This is a genomic window from Acinetobacter nosocomialis NIPH 2119, from assembly GCF_000368085.1.
Classification (GTDB): Bacteria; Pseudomonadota; Gammaproteobacteria; order Pseudomonadales; family Moraxellaceae; genus Acinetobacter; species Acinetobacter nosocomialis.
This window is the reverse complement of record NZ_KB849239.1, coordinates 3,362,005-3,376,785: the sequence shown is the minus strand read 5'-3', so window position 1 is coordinate 3,376,785 and position 14,781 is coordinate 3,362,005. Positions and strand designations below refer to the sequence as shown.

The 14,781-nt window shown below is 40.1% G+C and carries 16 protein-coding genes and 2 tRNA genes; 11 read left to right on the top strand and 7 right to left on the bottom strand.

The genetic code is table 11. From position 1 onward, the window contains the following. Positions 1 to 38: 38 nt before the first annotated feature. Complete coding sequence (locus tag F984_RS19615) at positions 39 to 2,390, bottom strand: Tex family protein (RefSeq protein ID WP_004711610.1); 2,352 nt, start codon at positions 2,388 to 2,390, stop codon at positions 39 to 41. 655 nt (positions 2,391 to 3,045) lie between these two features. Here F984_RS19615 and ompR point away from each other — a divergent pair. The 5 genes from ompR to F984_RS19595 all read left to right on the top strand — a co-directional run bounded on the left by ompR (position 3,046) and on the right by F984_RS19595 (position 7,553). Next, the gene (gene ompR, locus F984_RS19610) at positions 3,046 to 3,810 is read left to right on the top strand and encodes an osmolarity response regulator transcription factor OmpR (RefSeq protein ID WP_000060753.1); all 765 of its coding nucleotides are present in this window, start codon (positions 3,046 to 3,048) and stop codon (positions 3,808 to 3,810) included. Positions 3,811 to 3,827: 17 nt separating this feature from the next. Further along, entirely contained in the window at positions 3,828 to 5,285 is a 1,458-nt protein-coding gene (locus F984_RS19605; protein WP_002052250.1) for an ATP-binding protein, read from the top strand. Between the two features lie 63 nt (positions 5,286 to 5,348). Next, the gene (locus F984_RS23090) at positions 5,349 to 5,441 is read left to right on the top strand and encodes a hypothetical protein (RefSeq protein WP_080631676.1); all 93 of its coding nucleotides are present in this window, start codon (positions 5,349 to 5,351) and stop codon (positions 5,439 to 5,441) included. A gap of 35 nt (positions 5,442 to 5,476) precedes the next feature. Beyond that, a complete protein-coding gene (locus F984_RS19600; protein ID WP_004711606.1) occupies positions 5,477 to 6,991 on the top strand; it encodes an acetyl-CoA hydrolase/transferase family protein in 1,515 nt (504 codons plus the stop codon). A gap of 130 nt (positions 6,992 to 7,121) precedes the next feature. Next, the gene (locus F984_RS19595) at positions 7,122 to 7,553 is read left to right on the top strand and encodes a GNAT family acetyltransferase (RefSeq protein ID WP_004711605.1); all 432 of its coding nucleotides are present in this window, start codon (positions 7,122 to 7,124) and stop codon (positions 7,551 to 7,553) included. 170 nt (positions 7,554 to 7,723) lie between these two features. Here F984_RS19595 and F984_RS19590 read toward each other — a convergent pair. The 3 genes from F984_RS19590 to F984_RS19580 all read right to left on the bottom strand — a co-directional run bounded on the left by F984_RS19590 (position 7,724) and on the right by F984_RS19580 (position 8,490). Next, positions 7,724 to 7,799 (bottom strand) — tRNA-Phe (locus F984_RS19590). A gap of 126 nt (positions 7,800 to 7,925) precedes the next feature. Next, a tRNA-Phe gene (locus F984_RS19585) sits at positions 7,926 to 8,001 on the bottom strand. Positions 8,002 to 8,106: 105 nt separating this feature from the next. Next, positions 8,107 to 8,490: a GNAT family N-acetyltransferase gene (locus F984_RS19580; RefSeq protein WP_002052206.1), complete on the bottom strand. Its 384-nt coding sequence runs from the start codon at positions 8,488 to 8,490 to the stop codon at positions 8,107 to 8,109. Between the two features lie 102 nt (positions 8,491 to 8,592). Between F984_RS19580 and hisB the strand changes: the two genes are divergently transcribed. The 5 genes from hisB (at position 8,593) to hisA (ending at position 12,057) form a co-directional block, all read left to right on the top strand. After that, the gene (gene hisB, locus F984_RS19575) at positions 8,593 to 9,186 is read left to right on the top strand and encodes an imidazoleglycerol-phosphate dehydratase HisB (protein ID WP_000194096.1); all 594 of its coding nucleotides are present in this window, start codon (positions 8,593 to 8,595) and stop codon (positions 9,184 to 9,186) included. Continuing rightward, a complete protein-coding gene (gene hisH / locus F984_RS19570; protein WP_002052198.1) occupies positions 9,186 to 9,803 on the top strand; it encodes an imidazole glycerol phosphate synthase subunit HisH in 618 nt (205 codons plus the stop codon). Before hisB ends, hisH begins: the two co-directional genes overlap by 1 nt. A 152-nt stretch (positions 9,804 to 9,955) precedes the next feature. After that, positions 9,956 to 10,504 (top strand): DUF805 domain-containing protein, encoded by a 549-nt coding sequence (locus F984_RS19565; protein ID WP_004711601.1) that lies wholly within the window; start codon positions 9,956 to 9,958, stop codon positions 10,502 to 10,504. A gap of 85 nt (positions 10,505 to 10,589) precedes the next feature. After that, positions 10,590 to 11,231, top strand: coding sequence for a 3'-5' exonuclease (locus F984_RS19560; RefSeq protein ID WP_004711600.1), 642 nt, complete (start codon positions 10,590 to 10,592; stop codon positions 11,229 to 11,231). Between the two features lie 94 nt (positions 11,232 to 11,325). Next, entirely contained in the window at positions 11,326 to 12,057 is a 732-nt protein-coding gene (gene hisA / locus F984_RS19555) for a 1-(5-phosphoribosyl)-5-[(5-phosphoribosylamino)methylideneamino]imidazole-4-carboxamide isomerase (protein ID WP_002052186.1), read from the top strand. Between the two features lie 68 nt (positions 12,058 to 12,125). Here the strand turns inward: hisA and F984_RS19550 are convergent, their stop codons facing one another. Then, a complete protein-coding gene (locus tag F984_RS19550) occupies positions 12,126 to 12,677 on the bottom strand; it encodes a helix-turn-helix domain-containing protein (protein ID WP_004711597.1) in 552 nt (183 codons plus the stop codon). Between the two features lie 99 nt (positions 12,678 to 12,776). Between F984_RS19550 and F984_RS19545 the strand changes: the two genes are divergently transcribed. Further along, the gene (locus tag F984_RS19545) at positions 12,777 to 13,679 is read left to right on the top strand and encodes a DMT family transporter (protein ID WP_025469368.1); all 903 of its coding nucleotides are present in this window, start codon (positions 12,777 to 12,779) and stop codon (positions 13,677 to 13,679) included. A gap of 32 nt (positions 13,680 to 13,711) precedes the next feature. Here the strand turns inward: F984_RS19545 and F984_RS19540 are convergent, their stop codons facing one another. Both F984_RS19540 and F984_RS19535 read right to left on the bottom strand, forming a co-directional pair. Beyond that, positions 13,712 to 14,107 carry a DUF4870 family protein gene (locus F984_RS19540; protein ID WP_001088855.1) on the bottom strand — a complete coding sequence of 132 codons (396 nt, stop codon included), beginning with the start codon at positions 14,105 to 14,107 and terminating at the stop codon, positions 13,712 to 13,714. A 36-nt stretch (positions 14,108 to 14,143) separates the two neighbouring features. Beyond that, on the bottom strand, positions 14,144 to 14,773 hold the full coding sequence (locus tag F984_RS19535; RefSeq protein ID WP_004711593.1) for a DUF1294 domain-containing protein: 630 nt from the start codon (positions 14,771 to 14,773) through the stop codon (positions 14,144 to 14,146). Positions 14,774 to 14,781: the final 8 nt, after the last annotated feature.

The following is a 14,781-nucleotide window of genomic DNA, read 5'->3' as shown; positions in this document are numbered from 1 at the left end:
CCTCCCGTTTGGGAGGTTTTTAGGTGTTCTAAAGGCTCTTATTTAGAACCTTTAATTCCAGCTTGCAGTAACAATGCACCAAAACCACCAATTTTTTGCTCTTGAGGTTTCTCTTGCTTGCTACGTTGTGGACGTTCAACCTGATCTCTACGTGGTTGTTGAGGACGCTTACCTTGCGGCTTACGCTCAGAACGCTGTTCGTTATTTTGCTCACGACGCGGTGGACGCTGTGCCTTAACAGGCGCGGCACCTTCTGCACGCATACTCAAGTTCACACGGTTACGCTCAGCATCAACTTGCATCACACGCACTTGTACGATTTGACCTGGTTTTACCACTTTATGCGGATCAGAAACGAATTCATTCGCTAATTCAGAAATATGAACTAAACCATCTTGGTGTACGCCAATATCAACAAAGGCACCAAAATTCGTCACGTTCGTTACCACACCTTCAAGTTGCATGCCTTCAGTCAACTGAGCAACTTCGGTAATGTCTTCACGGAATTTAGCTGTGCGGAATTCTGGACGTGGGTCACGACCCGGTTTTTCAAGTTCTGCTAAAACGTCTTGAATGGTTGGCAAACCGAATTTGTCATCAACAAACTCTTCTGCTTTCACCTGACGAATAATTTCAGTATTACCAATAATGTCTTTAACAGTTGTCGCTTTTGCTGCAACAATTTTCTCGACAAGACCATAACTTTCAGGGTGAACAGCAGAAGCATCTAAAGGTTCAGAACCATTTTGGATACGTAAGAAACCAGCTGCTTGTTCAAAAGTACGCTCGCCTAAACGTGGTACGCTTTTCAATGCTTGACGGTTATCAAAACGGCCATGTTCTTTACGGTATTCAACGATTTGCTGAGCAATCGCTTTATTTAAACCTGCAATGTAAGCCAAGATTGCTGGTGAAGCAGTATTTACATCAACACCAACAGCGTTCACACAGTCTTCTACCACTGCATCAAGCGTTTTTGCTAAACCAGTTTGATTTACGTCGTGTTGATACTGACCTACACCAATCGATTTCGGGTCAATCTTCACAAGTTCAGCAAGTGGATCTTGTAAACGGCGCGCAATAGACACTGCGCCACGAATTGAAACATCAAGCTCTGGAAGTTCTGCTGCAGCAAGTTCACTTGCAGAGTAAACAGATGCACCTGCTTCGCTTACAGTCACACGTGTTAATTTAAGGTCTGTATTTGCAGCCATCATTTCTGCAACTACAGCTTCTGTTTCACGGCTCGCAGTACCGTTACCAATCGCAATAAGCTCGACATTATATTCACGGCATAGACGTGCAAGCTCAGCAATAGAGCCTTCTTTGTCTTCTTTAGGCGCAAATGGGTAAATCGTGCTGTGAGCAAGTACATCACCAGCATCGCTTACAACAGCCAGTTTCACACCAGTACGAATACCAGGGTCAACACCCAAAGTCGTACGGCTACCAGCTGGCGCTGATAACAATAAGTGACGAAGGTTTTCAGCAAATACCTGCATTGCTTCTGCTTCGGCAGCAAGACGTTTTTCTGTCAGTAATGAATGCTCGATTTGAGGACGAACTTTACCTAACCAGAATAATTTTGCAGTTTGCTTCAAGAAGTCTTGGCGAGCTTGTGGCTGAACTTGATCTAGGTTGTATTCAGTTTCAATACGTGCCAATGGTGCATCATCTTCACCATCTACTTTTAAACCAAGTACGTTTTCTTGACGGCCACGTAACATTGCCAATAAACGATGAGAAGGTAATTTGTTGAGGCCTTCAGAAAATTCAAAGTAATCGCGGAACTTTTTGCCCACTTCTTTCTTTTCTTCAGAAGCAACAGTACTTTTTAGCACTGCTGTTTTTGCAAAAGTCGCTTTTAATTCTGTAGTCAGCGCAATGTTTTGTGCCCAATCATCAATCAAAATATGCTGGATTGCGTCTAACTGACTTTCTACATCTGGGTAGTCTTCATGACTAAAACCAGCTAATGCTTCTGTCGGATCAATTTGTTCTGAAATAATTTTTTCGGCAATTGGCCCCAGACCCGCTTCTTTCGCCTTGAAAGACTTGCTCGTACGTTTAGGACGGTACGGCGCATAAATTTCTTCTAAAGCATTTTTTGTTTCGGCTGCATTCACCCGCGCCAACAAGTCATCATTCAATTTATTCTGTTCTTGCAATGACTGAATGACCTTTTCACGGCGCTCATATAAATCACGTAAATACGCTAAACGAGTATCTAATTGGCGTAACTGCGTATCATCTAAACCTTGTGTTACTTCTTTACGGTAACGGGCAATGAATGGAACACTGGCACCTTCATCAATTAAGCGGATGGCAGCTTCTACTTGGTTTGGACGTACGGCAAGCTCACTTGCCAACTGCTGAACTAAGTCAGTCATCGTGTTTGATCCCACAAGGATAAAGTTTAAAAGCACTGATTATAAAGACCAAGACTATAAAATCCACACTTGTTTGCGTATTCAAAACGTTTTTTTGTATTGACTGTGAATTTTTCACATTCTTTACTTCATACAAAACGTTTTAGCTATTCATTTTGGTCTTCAAACCCATATTTTACTTTTTAAAAAATCTGAAATTTATAGGATATCCGTTAAGTAAAATGAAATTTTTAATATAAATTACGAGAAAATGAACATATTGATACAGTATCAGAATGAACAAAATTATAGTTTTTCTTATCTGTCTAAATAGATTATTAAGCTTTAATATTTGAATGAGTTCTCAACCTCTTAGAAAACAAACTTTAAAAAGTAGTATTAATTTTTAAAATAATCTATTTGAAACAATTATTTATTAGAATTTAATCGAATAGAATTTAATGAGTGATCGAATGCTTGGTTTTTTCTTTAAGGCTTTGCTAAATTATGGGCATAAGATGTTGTTTTTTGGTTTCAAGCCCCTACGAAAATTGTAATTTTGAGCAAATTGATACATAGTCTTAACAAGAACATCGGCATTATACTGAGGGCTTGTTGGCAATAAGCCTAACCGATCCAATAATATATAAATTATGACTTTAAAAGGGAGTACATCATGAGTTTAGTTGTACCTGCTGAACATCCTGAAACCGTACATAACGAAACGGATCGTGTCGAACGCATTTTAGTGGTCGATGACGATGTGCGTTTACGTACCCTCTTGCAACGTTTTTTGGAAGATAAAGGCTTTGTTGTAAAAACTGCCCACGATGCCTCACAAATGGATCGTTTATTACAACGTGAGTTATTTTCACTTATCGTACTCGACTTTATGTTGCCCGTTGAAGATGGTTTAAGTATCTGTCGTCGTTTACGTCAGTCAAACATTGATACACCTATTATTATGCTAACTGCACGTGGTAGCGACTCTGACCGTATTGCTGGTCTTGAAGCTGGTGCAGATGACTATTTACCGAAACCATTCAACCCAAATGAGCTTTTAGCACGTATTCGCGCAGTATTACGTCGTCAGGTTCGTGAAGTTCCGGGTGCTCCAAGCCAACAAGTTGAAGTGGTTAGCTTTGGTCCATGGTCTTTAGATTTATCTACACGTACGCTTACTCGTGAAGGACAAATCGTTACTTTGACCACGGGTGAATTTGCCGTATTGAAAGCATTGGTACAGCATCCACGTGAACCGTTAACGCGCGACAAACTTATGAACTTGGCTCGTGGCCGTGAATGGGGTGCAATGGAGCGCTCAATTGATGTTCAAGTGTCTCGTCTACGTCGTTTAATTGAAGATAACCCAGCACGCGCACGTTATATTCAAACGGTATGGGGTGTAGGTTATGTATTTGTTCCAGATGGTGCTGAATAAGCTTGAGATAAATTAGAGTGAGTTTAGAGCCAATACCACCGCAAAACTTTACCGACTACGTTGCGTATTCAGAGCGTAAACGGACGAGATGGGAACGTTTTCTCGACAAAATTAAGCCACGTTCTGCTGCCATGCGTACCACAATTTTGGTACTGCTGGTGGTGTTCTTTAGCCTCTTTATGTCATTGTGGTTTTTTTGGCGAACCCTCTATTTACCCGAAATTCAACAGCATGCCCGTTATTTGGCTGTTGAACTCGAGCTAGTGAACAACCCTAATATACGTATTTTTCATCGTGATACCGAAGTTGATGTTGATACTTGGTTGCGTAATCGGGTTGGCATTGAATATATAACCGACCCTAAAGAGTATCCAAGCGTTCGCGATAAAGTCATTGCGGAGTTTTTTACCAACCAAGTTGAACAAAAACTTGCAAATGAAATCGGCGCAAAAGACGTTACAGTTTACTTCCAGTTTAAACCTAGCCCACGCATCTGGATTCAAACACCAGAAATGCATGGCAATTGGGTTCGTGAGCCTTTAAAAACCTATGCAAACTATAGTCCTGAGCTATTAATTGGTTGGGTTGTGGGTGTGCCATTAGTTTCGGCCATCATTATTTTAATTTTGATTCGTCAAATGAACCGCCCATTACGTCGTTTGCAAAATGCTGCCAACGAATATAGTAAGTCTGGAACAGCACCATATTTAGATACTAACCATGGCCCTTTAGAAATTCGCCAGGTAAACCAAGCATTTAACCGCATGGTGTATACACTTGAGCAGACCGAGCGTGAAAGACGGATTATGCTAGCGGGTATTTCACACGATTTAAGAACCCCGCTTACACGTATTCGCTTAACTGCAGAGATGCTACCTGATGAGTTTCTACGTGAAGGTCTGGTTTATGACGTAGATGATATGGATGCAATTTTGAATCAGTTCATCTCGTATATGCGGGATGGTTCAGATGAAGAATTAAAAGACACCAATATCAATATATTATTGCAAGAATTAATTGTTCAATTTAAACCGCTTGATATTCGTTTTGAGGTGCAAGATGTTCCGATTATTCCTGCACGTAGCCTTTCTTTAAAACGTCTGATTGCCAACCTCATTAATAACGCAAAACGTTATGGTGCGGAGCCAATCGAACTCAGTGCAAAAGTCGAAAATGAACATATTTTAATTACAGTTGCCGACCATGGTGAAGGTATTCCAGAAGACCAGATTGAAGAATTAATGCAACCATTTGTAAGAGGCAACTCTGCCAGGACCATTCAAGGCAGTGGTTTAGGCCTTGCAATTGTTAAGCGTATTGTCGACATTCATCAAGGTGAAATTCAAATTCATAACCGTGAACAAGGCGGTTTAGAAGTGATTATTTCATTACCTATTCCAAAACCAGCGGCCGAAGAAAACACAACGCCAAATCCTTTGGAAAAAATTAAACAAACTTTAAGTGAGCGCTTCTAATTTGATCAACTGATCATTTAAAGCGCTATTTTAAAATTTATTAAATACTAAACAAATCAATACATTAAAATACATAACATAAATTTATACCGCCATTTATTTAAAAAATTAGACCTTAGCCTAACACCTATGCACTTTTCATTTTTTCATAGCTAAAATCCGGTATGTTTTGACAATATTGAGGATGTCCAATGTCTTTAAGTCGTATTCGCCTAGCTTCTCTTCATGACAAGGTCATCAGTGCTGAACAAGCTGCGCAATTCATCGAAAATGGAATGACTGTTGGTATGAGTGGTTTTACTCGTGCTGGCGAAGCTAAAGCTGTTCCTCAAGCACTTGTAGAGCTTGCAAAAAAGAATCCGTTAAAAATCACGTTAATTACGGGTGCTAGCTTAGGTAATGACTTAGACAAACAACTCACGGAAGCAGGTGTTTTATCTCGTCGTATGCCATTTCAGGTAGACAATACTTTACGTCGTGCGATTAACAACGGCGAAGTTATGTTCATTGACCAACATTTATCAGAAACTGTTGAGCAAATGCGTAACCAGCAACTTAAACGTCCAGATGTTGCGGTGATTGAAGCAATTGCAATTACTGAAGATGGCGGCATTATTCCAACAACTTCTGTGGGTAACTCTGCAAGTTTCGCAATTTTTGCTGAAAAAGTTATTGTTGAAATCAATACCTCTTTAAGCGAAAGCTTTGAAGGTTTGCACGACATCTATATTCCAACTTACCGTCCAACACGTACGCCAATTCCATTAACAAAAGTGGATGAGCGTATTGGTACAACAGCCATCCAGATCGATCCTGCAAAAATTGTAGGTATTGTCTTTAACGATACACATGACTCACCATCAACAGTCACTCCTCCAGATGGTGAGACTCAAGGCATCGCAAATCACCTTATTGCTTTCTTTGAAAAAGAAGTTGCTGAAGGCCGTTTACCTAAGAACCTTGGTCCATTACAAGCAGGGATCGGTTCAATTGCCAATGCAGTATTAACAGGTTTAAAAGATTCTAATTTTGAAGACCTCATCATGTACTCAGAAGTACTACAAGACTGTACTTTTGAACTCATTGATGCAGGCAAAATGAAGTTTGCTTCTGGTAGCTCAATTACCCTTTCAGCTAAATGTGGCGAGAAAGTTTTTGGCAATATCGAAGCTTACAAAGACAAATTAGTACTTCGTCCACAAGAAATTTCGAATCACCCTGAGCTTGTACGTCGTTTAGGTATTATCGGCATTAACACTGCACTTGAGTTTGATATTTACGGCAACGTGAACTCAACTCACGTATGTGGTACTAAAATGATGAATGGTATCGGTGGTTCAGGCGACTTTGCTCGTAATGCTCACTTGGCAATTTTTGTGACCAAATCAATTGCTAAGGGTGGTGATATCTCTTCTATCGTGCCAATGGTAAGCCACGTTGACCACAGTGAACACGACGTTGATATTTTAGTAACAGAGCAAGGTTTAGCAGACTTACGTGGTTTAGCACCTCGTGAACGTGCTCGCGCTATTATTGATAACTGTGTACATCCGCTTTACCGTGATGCACTGAACGACTACTTTGATCGTGCATGTGCCAAAGGTGGTCATACTCCTCATTTACTTCGTGAAGCATTGTCTTGGCATGCAAACTTCGAAGAAACAGGTCAAATGCTTCAAGCGGCACCTGTTGCAAAATCAGCGTAAGCAATATTTTTAATTTAAGCACTCCTACGGGGGTGCTTTTTTATTTGTTTAAATTATTCACAAACTACTGCTCAATTGCGTATTTTTATTTTATCTTTTCAATACATCAAAACAAAAAGTAGAAATCCATATGTTTATTATTCGTCAATTTACAAATGCAGATCTGGATGATGTGGTCAATTTATGGGAAAGCTGCGACCTAACCCGTCCATGGAATAATCCTGAAACCGATATATTTAGAAAAGTCTCACAACAGGATGATTTGTTTTTGGTTGCTATTAAAGATGAGCAATTGATTGGCACGCTCATGGGCGGCTATGACGGTCATAGAGGCTGGATTAACTATTTGGCTGTTCATCCCCACCAACAACGTTTAGGAATCGCTACAGCGCTTGTTCAGCAGCTTGAAAAGCGCCTTATCGCTCGCGGCTGCCCAAAACTTCAATTATTGGTGCGTAAAGACAATCTAAATGTGCTGAACTTTTACGAACAGCTCGGTTATGACGAAGTAGAAGCCGTATGTTTAGGAAAACGACTCATTAAGGATAGTCCTCACGACTAAAGACAAATTTCAGTTGAGCCATTTCTAGAAAGTTCAAACATTGTTGGGGATAACTGAGTTTACTTGTGGATAAAATGAGATTTATACACAAGTGAAGTCTTAATATTTTTTATTAAATAAATAGGCATGAAAAAAGCCCCATACTTTAAAGTATGGGGCTTTTTCGAATATGGTGGCGAGACCCAGGATCGAACTGGGGACACACGGATTTTCAATCCGTTGCTCTACCTACTGAGCTATCACGCCGATGGCCTGTATTAAGCCGCATCTCAGAACAATAGTCAACAATTATCCTGAGTTTCTGATTTAAATGAGTATTTTTTATACTTAAAAAAAATCCCTGATGGGATCAGGGATTGAAAACACAAATAATGGTGGCGAGACCCAGGATCGAACTGGGGACACACGGATTTTCAATCCGTTGCTCTACCTACTGAGCTATCACGCCGAAGTGGGCGTATTAAACAATGTTTATAAGAAGACGTCAAGCAACTTCCGTATTTTTTGTAACAAGTGTTTAATTTTAAATCACAAGTACAGTAAAAATGGAATTTTAGCTATGCAATTTACCAATATGCGCTAAACAGCGATGAATGGCACCGCAGCCTGGCTCAAAAATTTTAACGCCTTTTGATTCTTCTATACGACAAGCTTCTTCTACCAAGCGCTCAGCTACCCCACGACCACGGTTAGCAGGGTGTACAACAATATATTCAAGTACCTTGCTTTCGCCTTGTCCTGAGCACCAGATTGCACCTATAATTTTGGTGTTAAATTCGGCAGTGTATAGCGTGGTATACTGCTGTAAATCTTGTTCAAGTTGTTCAATCGCATCGTGCCCGTCACCAAACTCCGGACTTGTGTCATACAGTCGCTCAAGCTGATCGCGAATCTCTGAATTATCTAGAGAACTATAAGCATGTACGGTAATAGGCATTGATTAACCCTCCTGAGCAAACTATGATGCTGTCACGAATTCGTCACAGCGAAATTGTCGTTAACATCCAATCATTTTTGACGTTTTTTGAGGAACGTGTCCATGACGCAACGTATCAGTGAAGTGGTTAGAAATACCAATGAAACCAAAATTCGAGTTCGTTTAAATCTCGATGGTACTGGTCAAGGCACACTAAACACCGGAGTTCCATTTTTAGACCATATGATTGATCAAATCAAGCGACATGGCTTATTTGATATCGATATTCATTGTGATGGAGACTTGGAGATTGACGATCACCATACCGTAGAAGACTGCGGTATCACGCTTGGACAAGCTTTTGCACAAGCTTTAGGTGATAAAAAAGGTTTACGTCGTTATGGTCATTTTTATGCGCCATTAGACGAAGCTTTATCTCGTGTGGTTGTAGATTTGTCTGGTCGTCCGGGTTTATTTATGGATATTCCATTTACTCGCGCGCGCATCGGCACCTTTGACGTAGACTTATTTTCCGAGTTTTTCCAAGGTTTCGTAAACCACGCCCTTATGACCTTACATATTGATAACTTGAAAGGTAAAAATAGCCACCATCAAATCGAGAGTGTATTTAAAGCACTAGCGCGTGCTTTGCGTATGGCATGTGAAATTGATCCACGTGCTGAAAACACGATTGCATCGACAAAAGGTAGCCTCTAATGACACGTATCGCGTTGCTTGATTATGGCATGGGCAATCTACACTCAGCTGCTAAAGCACTTGAGCATGTAGGTGCTACAGTCGATGTAACTAACGACCCAAAATTAATTGCACAAGCCGACAAAATTGTTTTCCCGGGTGTTGGGGCAATGCGTGACTGTATGCAAGGCATGCGTGAAGCAGGTATTGATGAAGTCGTACGCAACGCTGCTTTTAATAAGCCAGTTCTTGCAATCTGTGTAGGCATGCAAGCGCTTCTACAAAGCTCTGAAGAAAATGGCGGTGTAGATGCCTTAGGTATTTTTGAAGGTGTTGTCAAACACTTCCCTCAAATGGAGGGCTTAAAAGTCCCACACATGGGCTGGAACCAAGTTCACCAAATGGACCCAAGCCATCCAATGTGGAACAACATTGATCAAGATGCTCGCTTCTACTTTGTACACAGCTATTATGTTGAACCGAAAGATGAAAATCTTGTAGCTGCAACATGTGAATACGGCGTGAACTTCTGTACGGCAATTCACAAAGATAATTTATTTGCGACTCAATTCCACCCAGAGAAAAGTCACACTGCAGGTTTACAGTTACTGAAAAACTTTGTGGAATGGAATATTTAATTTCACAAAAGCTTTAAACAGATCAGGTCTAGATGGCCTGATCTTTTTTTTTATTTATAATAACAAGCAATCATTTATAGAATGATATTTTATTCAACAAAATATTGAATATTCATACTTTTAAATAAAACCAAATGAACAGGATAAACACAATGAATTCACCTTTTGAAAATCAGCCACTTCAGCAAGATTCGCCCTTTAAGGCAAATGGACGTTTTGGACGACTCTCTTATGCCGCTTGGACCTTCCTATTTACGTTAACCCTCGCTGCTGTTGTTCTACTTATTATTTTTACTTTCGGTCTTACACAAAATGAGGGCACCCCAGGTTTTACTGCGCCGGGCATCATCGCTATTGCCATTCTCTATATCGTCGGTATTTATATTAGCTTCGTATTTACTATTCGCCGTTTGCATGACCGTAATAATACAGGTTGGTTATCTTTACTCATGCTCGTACCGGTCGTGAACATTGGCCTTGCCGTTTATTTATTTTGTGCAAAAGGAACTGAAGGCCCTAATGATTATGGACCAAAGCGTCCAACGCCAAGCTGGGAACGTGTTTTAGGCTGGATTTATATTGCGCTTATTCCACTTGCAGTCATTTTTGCTATTGTTGCCACAATCATGGCTCCTACCTATGAAGGCTATGTTGAAAAAAGCGAAAGCGTTATCATTGGGTCCCCATCTCAGTCTCAATAATTTTTTAAAGTTTCGTAAAGCCTAGTTCTCTAGGCTTTATTCATATATAAAGGGAATAGCTCAATTTATTTGTACGCTGTGAAATATGTCCGAAGCCCCGTCCCTCCTTGATAAAGCCTCTATTCAGCAGCTTCCACCTTTTAAAAATCTTAACCACCAAAATATTGTGGTGATTGAAAATATTGAGCAATGCAAAACGATTGAAGAAGAATTAAAAGCAGCGATCTTTTTAGGATTTGATTCCGAATCTAAACCGACATTTCGAGTGGGCGAAGTCTCGACAGGTCCACACTTAATTCAACTTGCCACTGAACATAAAGCCTATTTATTTCATGTAAATTCATCGACTTTAAAATTTTTACAACCTATTTTATCGAACCAAAAACAACTTAAAGTCGGCTTTGGTCTTAAAAATGATAAGCACATTTTTCATAAAAAAGGCATAGAGCTAGAAAGCAGTATTGACCTCGCCAAAAGTTTTAGTCACTTTGGTTTTAAACACCAAATGGGTGTACAAAAAGCTGTAGCACTGTTGTTTGGACAGTATCTTGCAAAGTCAAAGAAAGTCGGAACATCAAATTGGGCACAAAAGCCACTTAACTCACAGCAAATCAGTTATGCCGCCGCTGATGCTTATGCTGCCTTACTAGTATTTTTAGAGCTGCGTAAACAAAACCTATTACCGGCTCACATTTCACAAACGATTCAAACCGCACTTCATGCGTAAAGTTATAAAAGTCTTTTCTAAGGCTTAGCGATTGATCAATACTTTGCTAAGATGTGCACAATTTCATAAACATGATGAAGCAAGGAGCGAAAGCATGCTAATCATTCCAGCAATTGACCTGAAAGATGGTAAATGTGTGCGTTTAAAACAAGGGCGTATGGAAGACGATACCGTTTTCTCTGACGATCCGGTTGCAACTGCCCAGCATTGGGTAAATGAAGGCGCACGTCGTTTGCATTTGGTCGATTTGAATGGTGCTTTCGCAGGTACGCCTATCCATAAACCTGTTGTTGAAGCAATTGCTAAAGCTCAGCCAGAGTTACCAATTCAAATTGGTGGTGGTATTCGCTCATTAGAAACAATTGAACACTACTTAGAAGCTGGCGTGACTTTTGTCATTATCGGGACTAAAGCAGTTCAAGAGCCAGAATTTGTAGAAGAAGCTTGTAAGCGTTTTGCAGGCCACATCATTGTTGGTATTGATGCCATGAATGGTATGGTTGCAACTGACGGTTGGGCAAACGTTACTGACGTTAAAGCAACTGATCTAGCAAAACGCTTTGCAGATGCTGGCGTGTCTAGCATTGTTTATACCGATATTGCGCGTGACGGCATGATGCAAGGTGTAAACGTTGAGCAAACTGTCAACTTGGCTCAATACTCAGGTTTACCAGTGATTGCTTCAGGTGGGGTAACGAACCTTGATGATGTTCGTAACTTAAAAGGCAAGCCAGGGATTTTAGGTGCGATTACAGGCCGCGCAATTTATGAAGGTACTTTAAACCTTCGTGAAGCTCAGCTTTTATTAGATGAAAATCGTCTTTAATTTTTAAGATGTAAAAAAGAGCCGCTTTAGGCTCTTTTTTATTTATTGATATGAAAATATATTCCGAATCAATACACCACATTACGAATAAATTTAAGCACTTGATTACCACTATTAATATAAGTGTAAGTTACTGAACTGGCATATATAATTGAAGAACCAGCCGCTATAGTTTTTGTGCTATCTGCAAATTGTATAGTTAGCTCACCTTCTAATACATAAATAAGTTCTTGCCACCCTTCTGGGTCTGCTTCAGCAATATAAGACTCCCCTACTGCCAAAGACCATGTCCAAAGCTCAACTTGAGAACGGGAAGGAACTGAAGCCAGTAAAGTTGCTTTGCTTTCTTCTTTTTCGCCTTGCCAAGCAAGTACATTAACCAAGGCATGTTCTTTATGCTCTGGTGCACTTACAATCGTTCTAAAGTTTACGCCCAACACTATCGCAATCGCATCGAGCTTAGCTAGGCTGATATTGACTTGTCCTGTCTCTAAAGCAGCAATAGTACGTCTACTTACACCCGCCTGATCTGCCAATTCCTGTTGGCTTAAACCACGCTCATCTCTTAATGAACGAATATTTGTGCCTACGTGCTGTAAAACGGTACTCGAATGGCTCATAGAATAGGTTAGCAAAGAAAATTTGAGCAATATATTGCACAAAACAGAAGAATAGCGCAATATGTGCAGTATATTGCACAATTCATTCTAATTTTGAGTATGTCACCAATTTCTTTGAGTTCAAGCAAAGCCCCACAGTTAGCACTCGTTTTGATTACTATGATTTGGGGCGGAACATTTCTTACAGTGCAATATGCACTGAATTTTACATCGCCTATGTTTTTTGTAGGCTGCCGCTTTGCTGTAGCAGCACTAACGTTATTGCTTATTTCATTCAAAAGCATGAAAGGCGTTACGTTAAAAGACTTAGGTGCTGGTAGTGTGATTGGTCTAGTGATTGTGGGCGGCTATGGAACTCAAACAATTGGCCTGCAAACCATTCCGAGTAGTGAATCGGCTTTTTTAACGGCGCTTTATGTTCCGCTTGTTCCTATTTTAATGTGGCTCATCTTTAGAAAGACACCACATGTCATGACTTGGGTGGGAGCAGCTCTAGCTTTTACTGGTCTTGTTTTATTGACAGGGAATGGTTTTGAGCAAATTTCATTAAGTTTTGGGCAGCTTTTAACAGTACTCGGCTCAGTTGCGATTGCTTTAGAAATTATTTTTATTAGTTACTTTGCTGGCAAGGTAAATTTACGCCGTGTGACCATCATTCAGCTCGCTGTCGCATCTCTACTTTCTTTTGCCATTATGCCTATGGTGGGTGAACACACAATTCCAGCATTTTCATGGCCGCTTGTACTTACAGCTGTTACATTAGGTTTAGCAAGCGCACTGATTCAATTTGTAATGAACTGGGCTCAGCGTATGGTTGACCCTTCACGTGCTGCAATTATTTATGCAGGAGAACCTGTTTGGGCAGGAATTATTGGCCGAATTGCAGGTGAGCGTTTACCAGTTATTGCTCTTTTTGGCGGTGCTTTAGTGGTGTTAGGTGTCTTAGTCAGTGAGCTAAAACTTAAGCTACCGCTTAAGAAAAATAAAAGAGTTCGAGAATAAAAAAGAGAGCTTAACGCTCTCTTTTTTATTTATTAAGGTTGGTACATCGGGCGGTTATCGTTTAATGCAATCAAGCCGCGAATGGCACGATATACAATCCAGATCCATGCCGCGGCAATGACACCTACACAGAATACGGTTGAAGAGATCGCAACGCCTGCAAATAGATCGGTATTTTCGCCTGTAAAGAACAAGAAAATAAACGGCAAAAAGGCAATAATATTCCAAGCCAAATACCACCAGAATGTTCTGATTTGCCATGTAAAGTGGCTCGCAAAAATTGAACCTTGTACATCAGAACGTTTTACGTAGTTAATAATTAAAGCAATAATCGCAAGTAAGCCGCCTGTAAAAATGGCAACAATATAAAGTACATACAAAATAAGTGTTAAAGTACGATTTGGATCTTGGTCGATAGAACTATTCATTTTTATACCTCTCAAGTGTAATAAAACAATTTACTTTTATAATCCCCGCAAAACGTTTAAAGGAGAAATTAGCCACAAAATCAAAAGTAAATGAAAGAATATGGTACAAAAATAAATCTTACGAAATGGTTGTTTTTGTGTTTTATGTCTCAGTTTTTGTTGTGCCCACCACGCAGCTGGCCAGCCTCCTAAAAAACTTACAATGTGCAAAGTCTGTTCAGGAACACGGCGATTGCCTAGTTGTGCAGCCTCTTTATCTTGTGAATATAGCCAATAACTTAAGACATTCATCATTAAGATAAACAATAAAGTATAAGCTGGCAGAACATGCATAAAGCTCATAATGCCCATTAAAACAAAATAAAATACGATCCCCATTTGCATAGCAGACCATGGTTTTGCTTGAAATGAAGATTCTGTTTTTGTTGATTTTAAAGCTTTACGAGTTTGAGATGCCTTTAAATAAGTGACCTGCTGAGCACGAAAACGGCCTCGTTCATCCAAAATGACCAGATATTCCAGTGCACAGCCAATAATTGGCCGAGGACCGGGGCGTGCAAAATCTTTGATATGCAAAAAGACTCGCTCTTTTTCAGCATCATCTGGCTGAATAAAGCCATAACCCTTTTCGTCGAACCATTCGACTAAACGCCCCTGATCTCGCATCTTTATTC

Bases quoted from the DNA above. Each gene is read 5' to 3' on its own strand.
- hisH (WP_002052198.1), top strand. From the start codon at position 9,186: ATGACACGTATCGCGTTGCTTGATTATGGCATGGGCAATCTACACTCA.
- F984_RS19580 (WP_002052206.1), bottom strand. From the start codon at position 8,490: ATGCCTATTACCGTACATGCTTATAGTTCTCTAGATAATTCAGAGATT.
- F984_RS19615 (WP_004711610.1), bottom strand. From the start codon at position 2,390: ATGACTGACTTAGTTCAGCAGTTGGCAAGTGAGCTTGCCGTACGTCCA.
- F984_RS19600 (WP_004711606.1), top strand. From the start codon at position 5,477: ATGTCTTTAAGTCGTATTCGCCTAGCTTCTCTTCATGACAAGGTCATC.
- ompR (WP_000060753.1), top strand. From the start codon at position 3,046: ATGAGTTTAGTTGTACCTGCTGAACATCCTGAAACCGTACATAACGAA.
- hisA (WP_002052186.1), top strand. From the start codon at position 11,326: ATGCTAATCATTCCAGCAATTGACCTGAAAGATGGTAAATGTGTGCGT.
- F984_RS19565 (WP_004711601.1), top strand. From the start codon at position 9,956: ATGAATTCACCTTTTGAAAATCAGCCACTTCAGCAAGATTCGCCCTTT.
- F984_RS19550 (WP_004711597.1), bottom strand. From the start codon at position 12,677: ATGAGCCATTCGAGTACCGTTTTACAGCACGTAGGCACAAATATTCGT.
- hisB (WP_000194096.1), top strand. From the start codon at position 8,593: ATGACGCAACGTATCAGTGAAGTGGTTAGAAATACCAATGAAACCAAA.
- F984_RS19560 (WP_004711600.1), top strand. From the start codon at position 10,590: ATGTCCGAAGCCCCGTCCCTCCTTGATAAAGCCTCTATTCAGCAGCTT.
- F984_RS19545 (WP_025469368.1), top strand. From the start codon at position 12,777: ATGTCACCAATTTCTTTGAGTTCAAGCAAAGCCCCACAGTTAGCACTC.
- F984_RS19540 (WP_001088855.1), bottom strand. From the start codon at position 14,107: ATGAATAGTTCTATCGACCAAGATCCAAATCGTACTTTAACACTTATT.
- F984_RS19535 (WP_004711593.1), bottom strand. From the start codon at position 14,773: ATGCGAGATCAGGGGCGTTTAGTCGAATGGTTCGACGAAAAGGGTTAT.
- F984_RS19595 (WP_004711605.1), top strand. From the start codon at position 7,122: ATGTTTATTATTCGTCAATTTACAAATGCAGATCTGGATGATGTGGTC.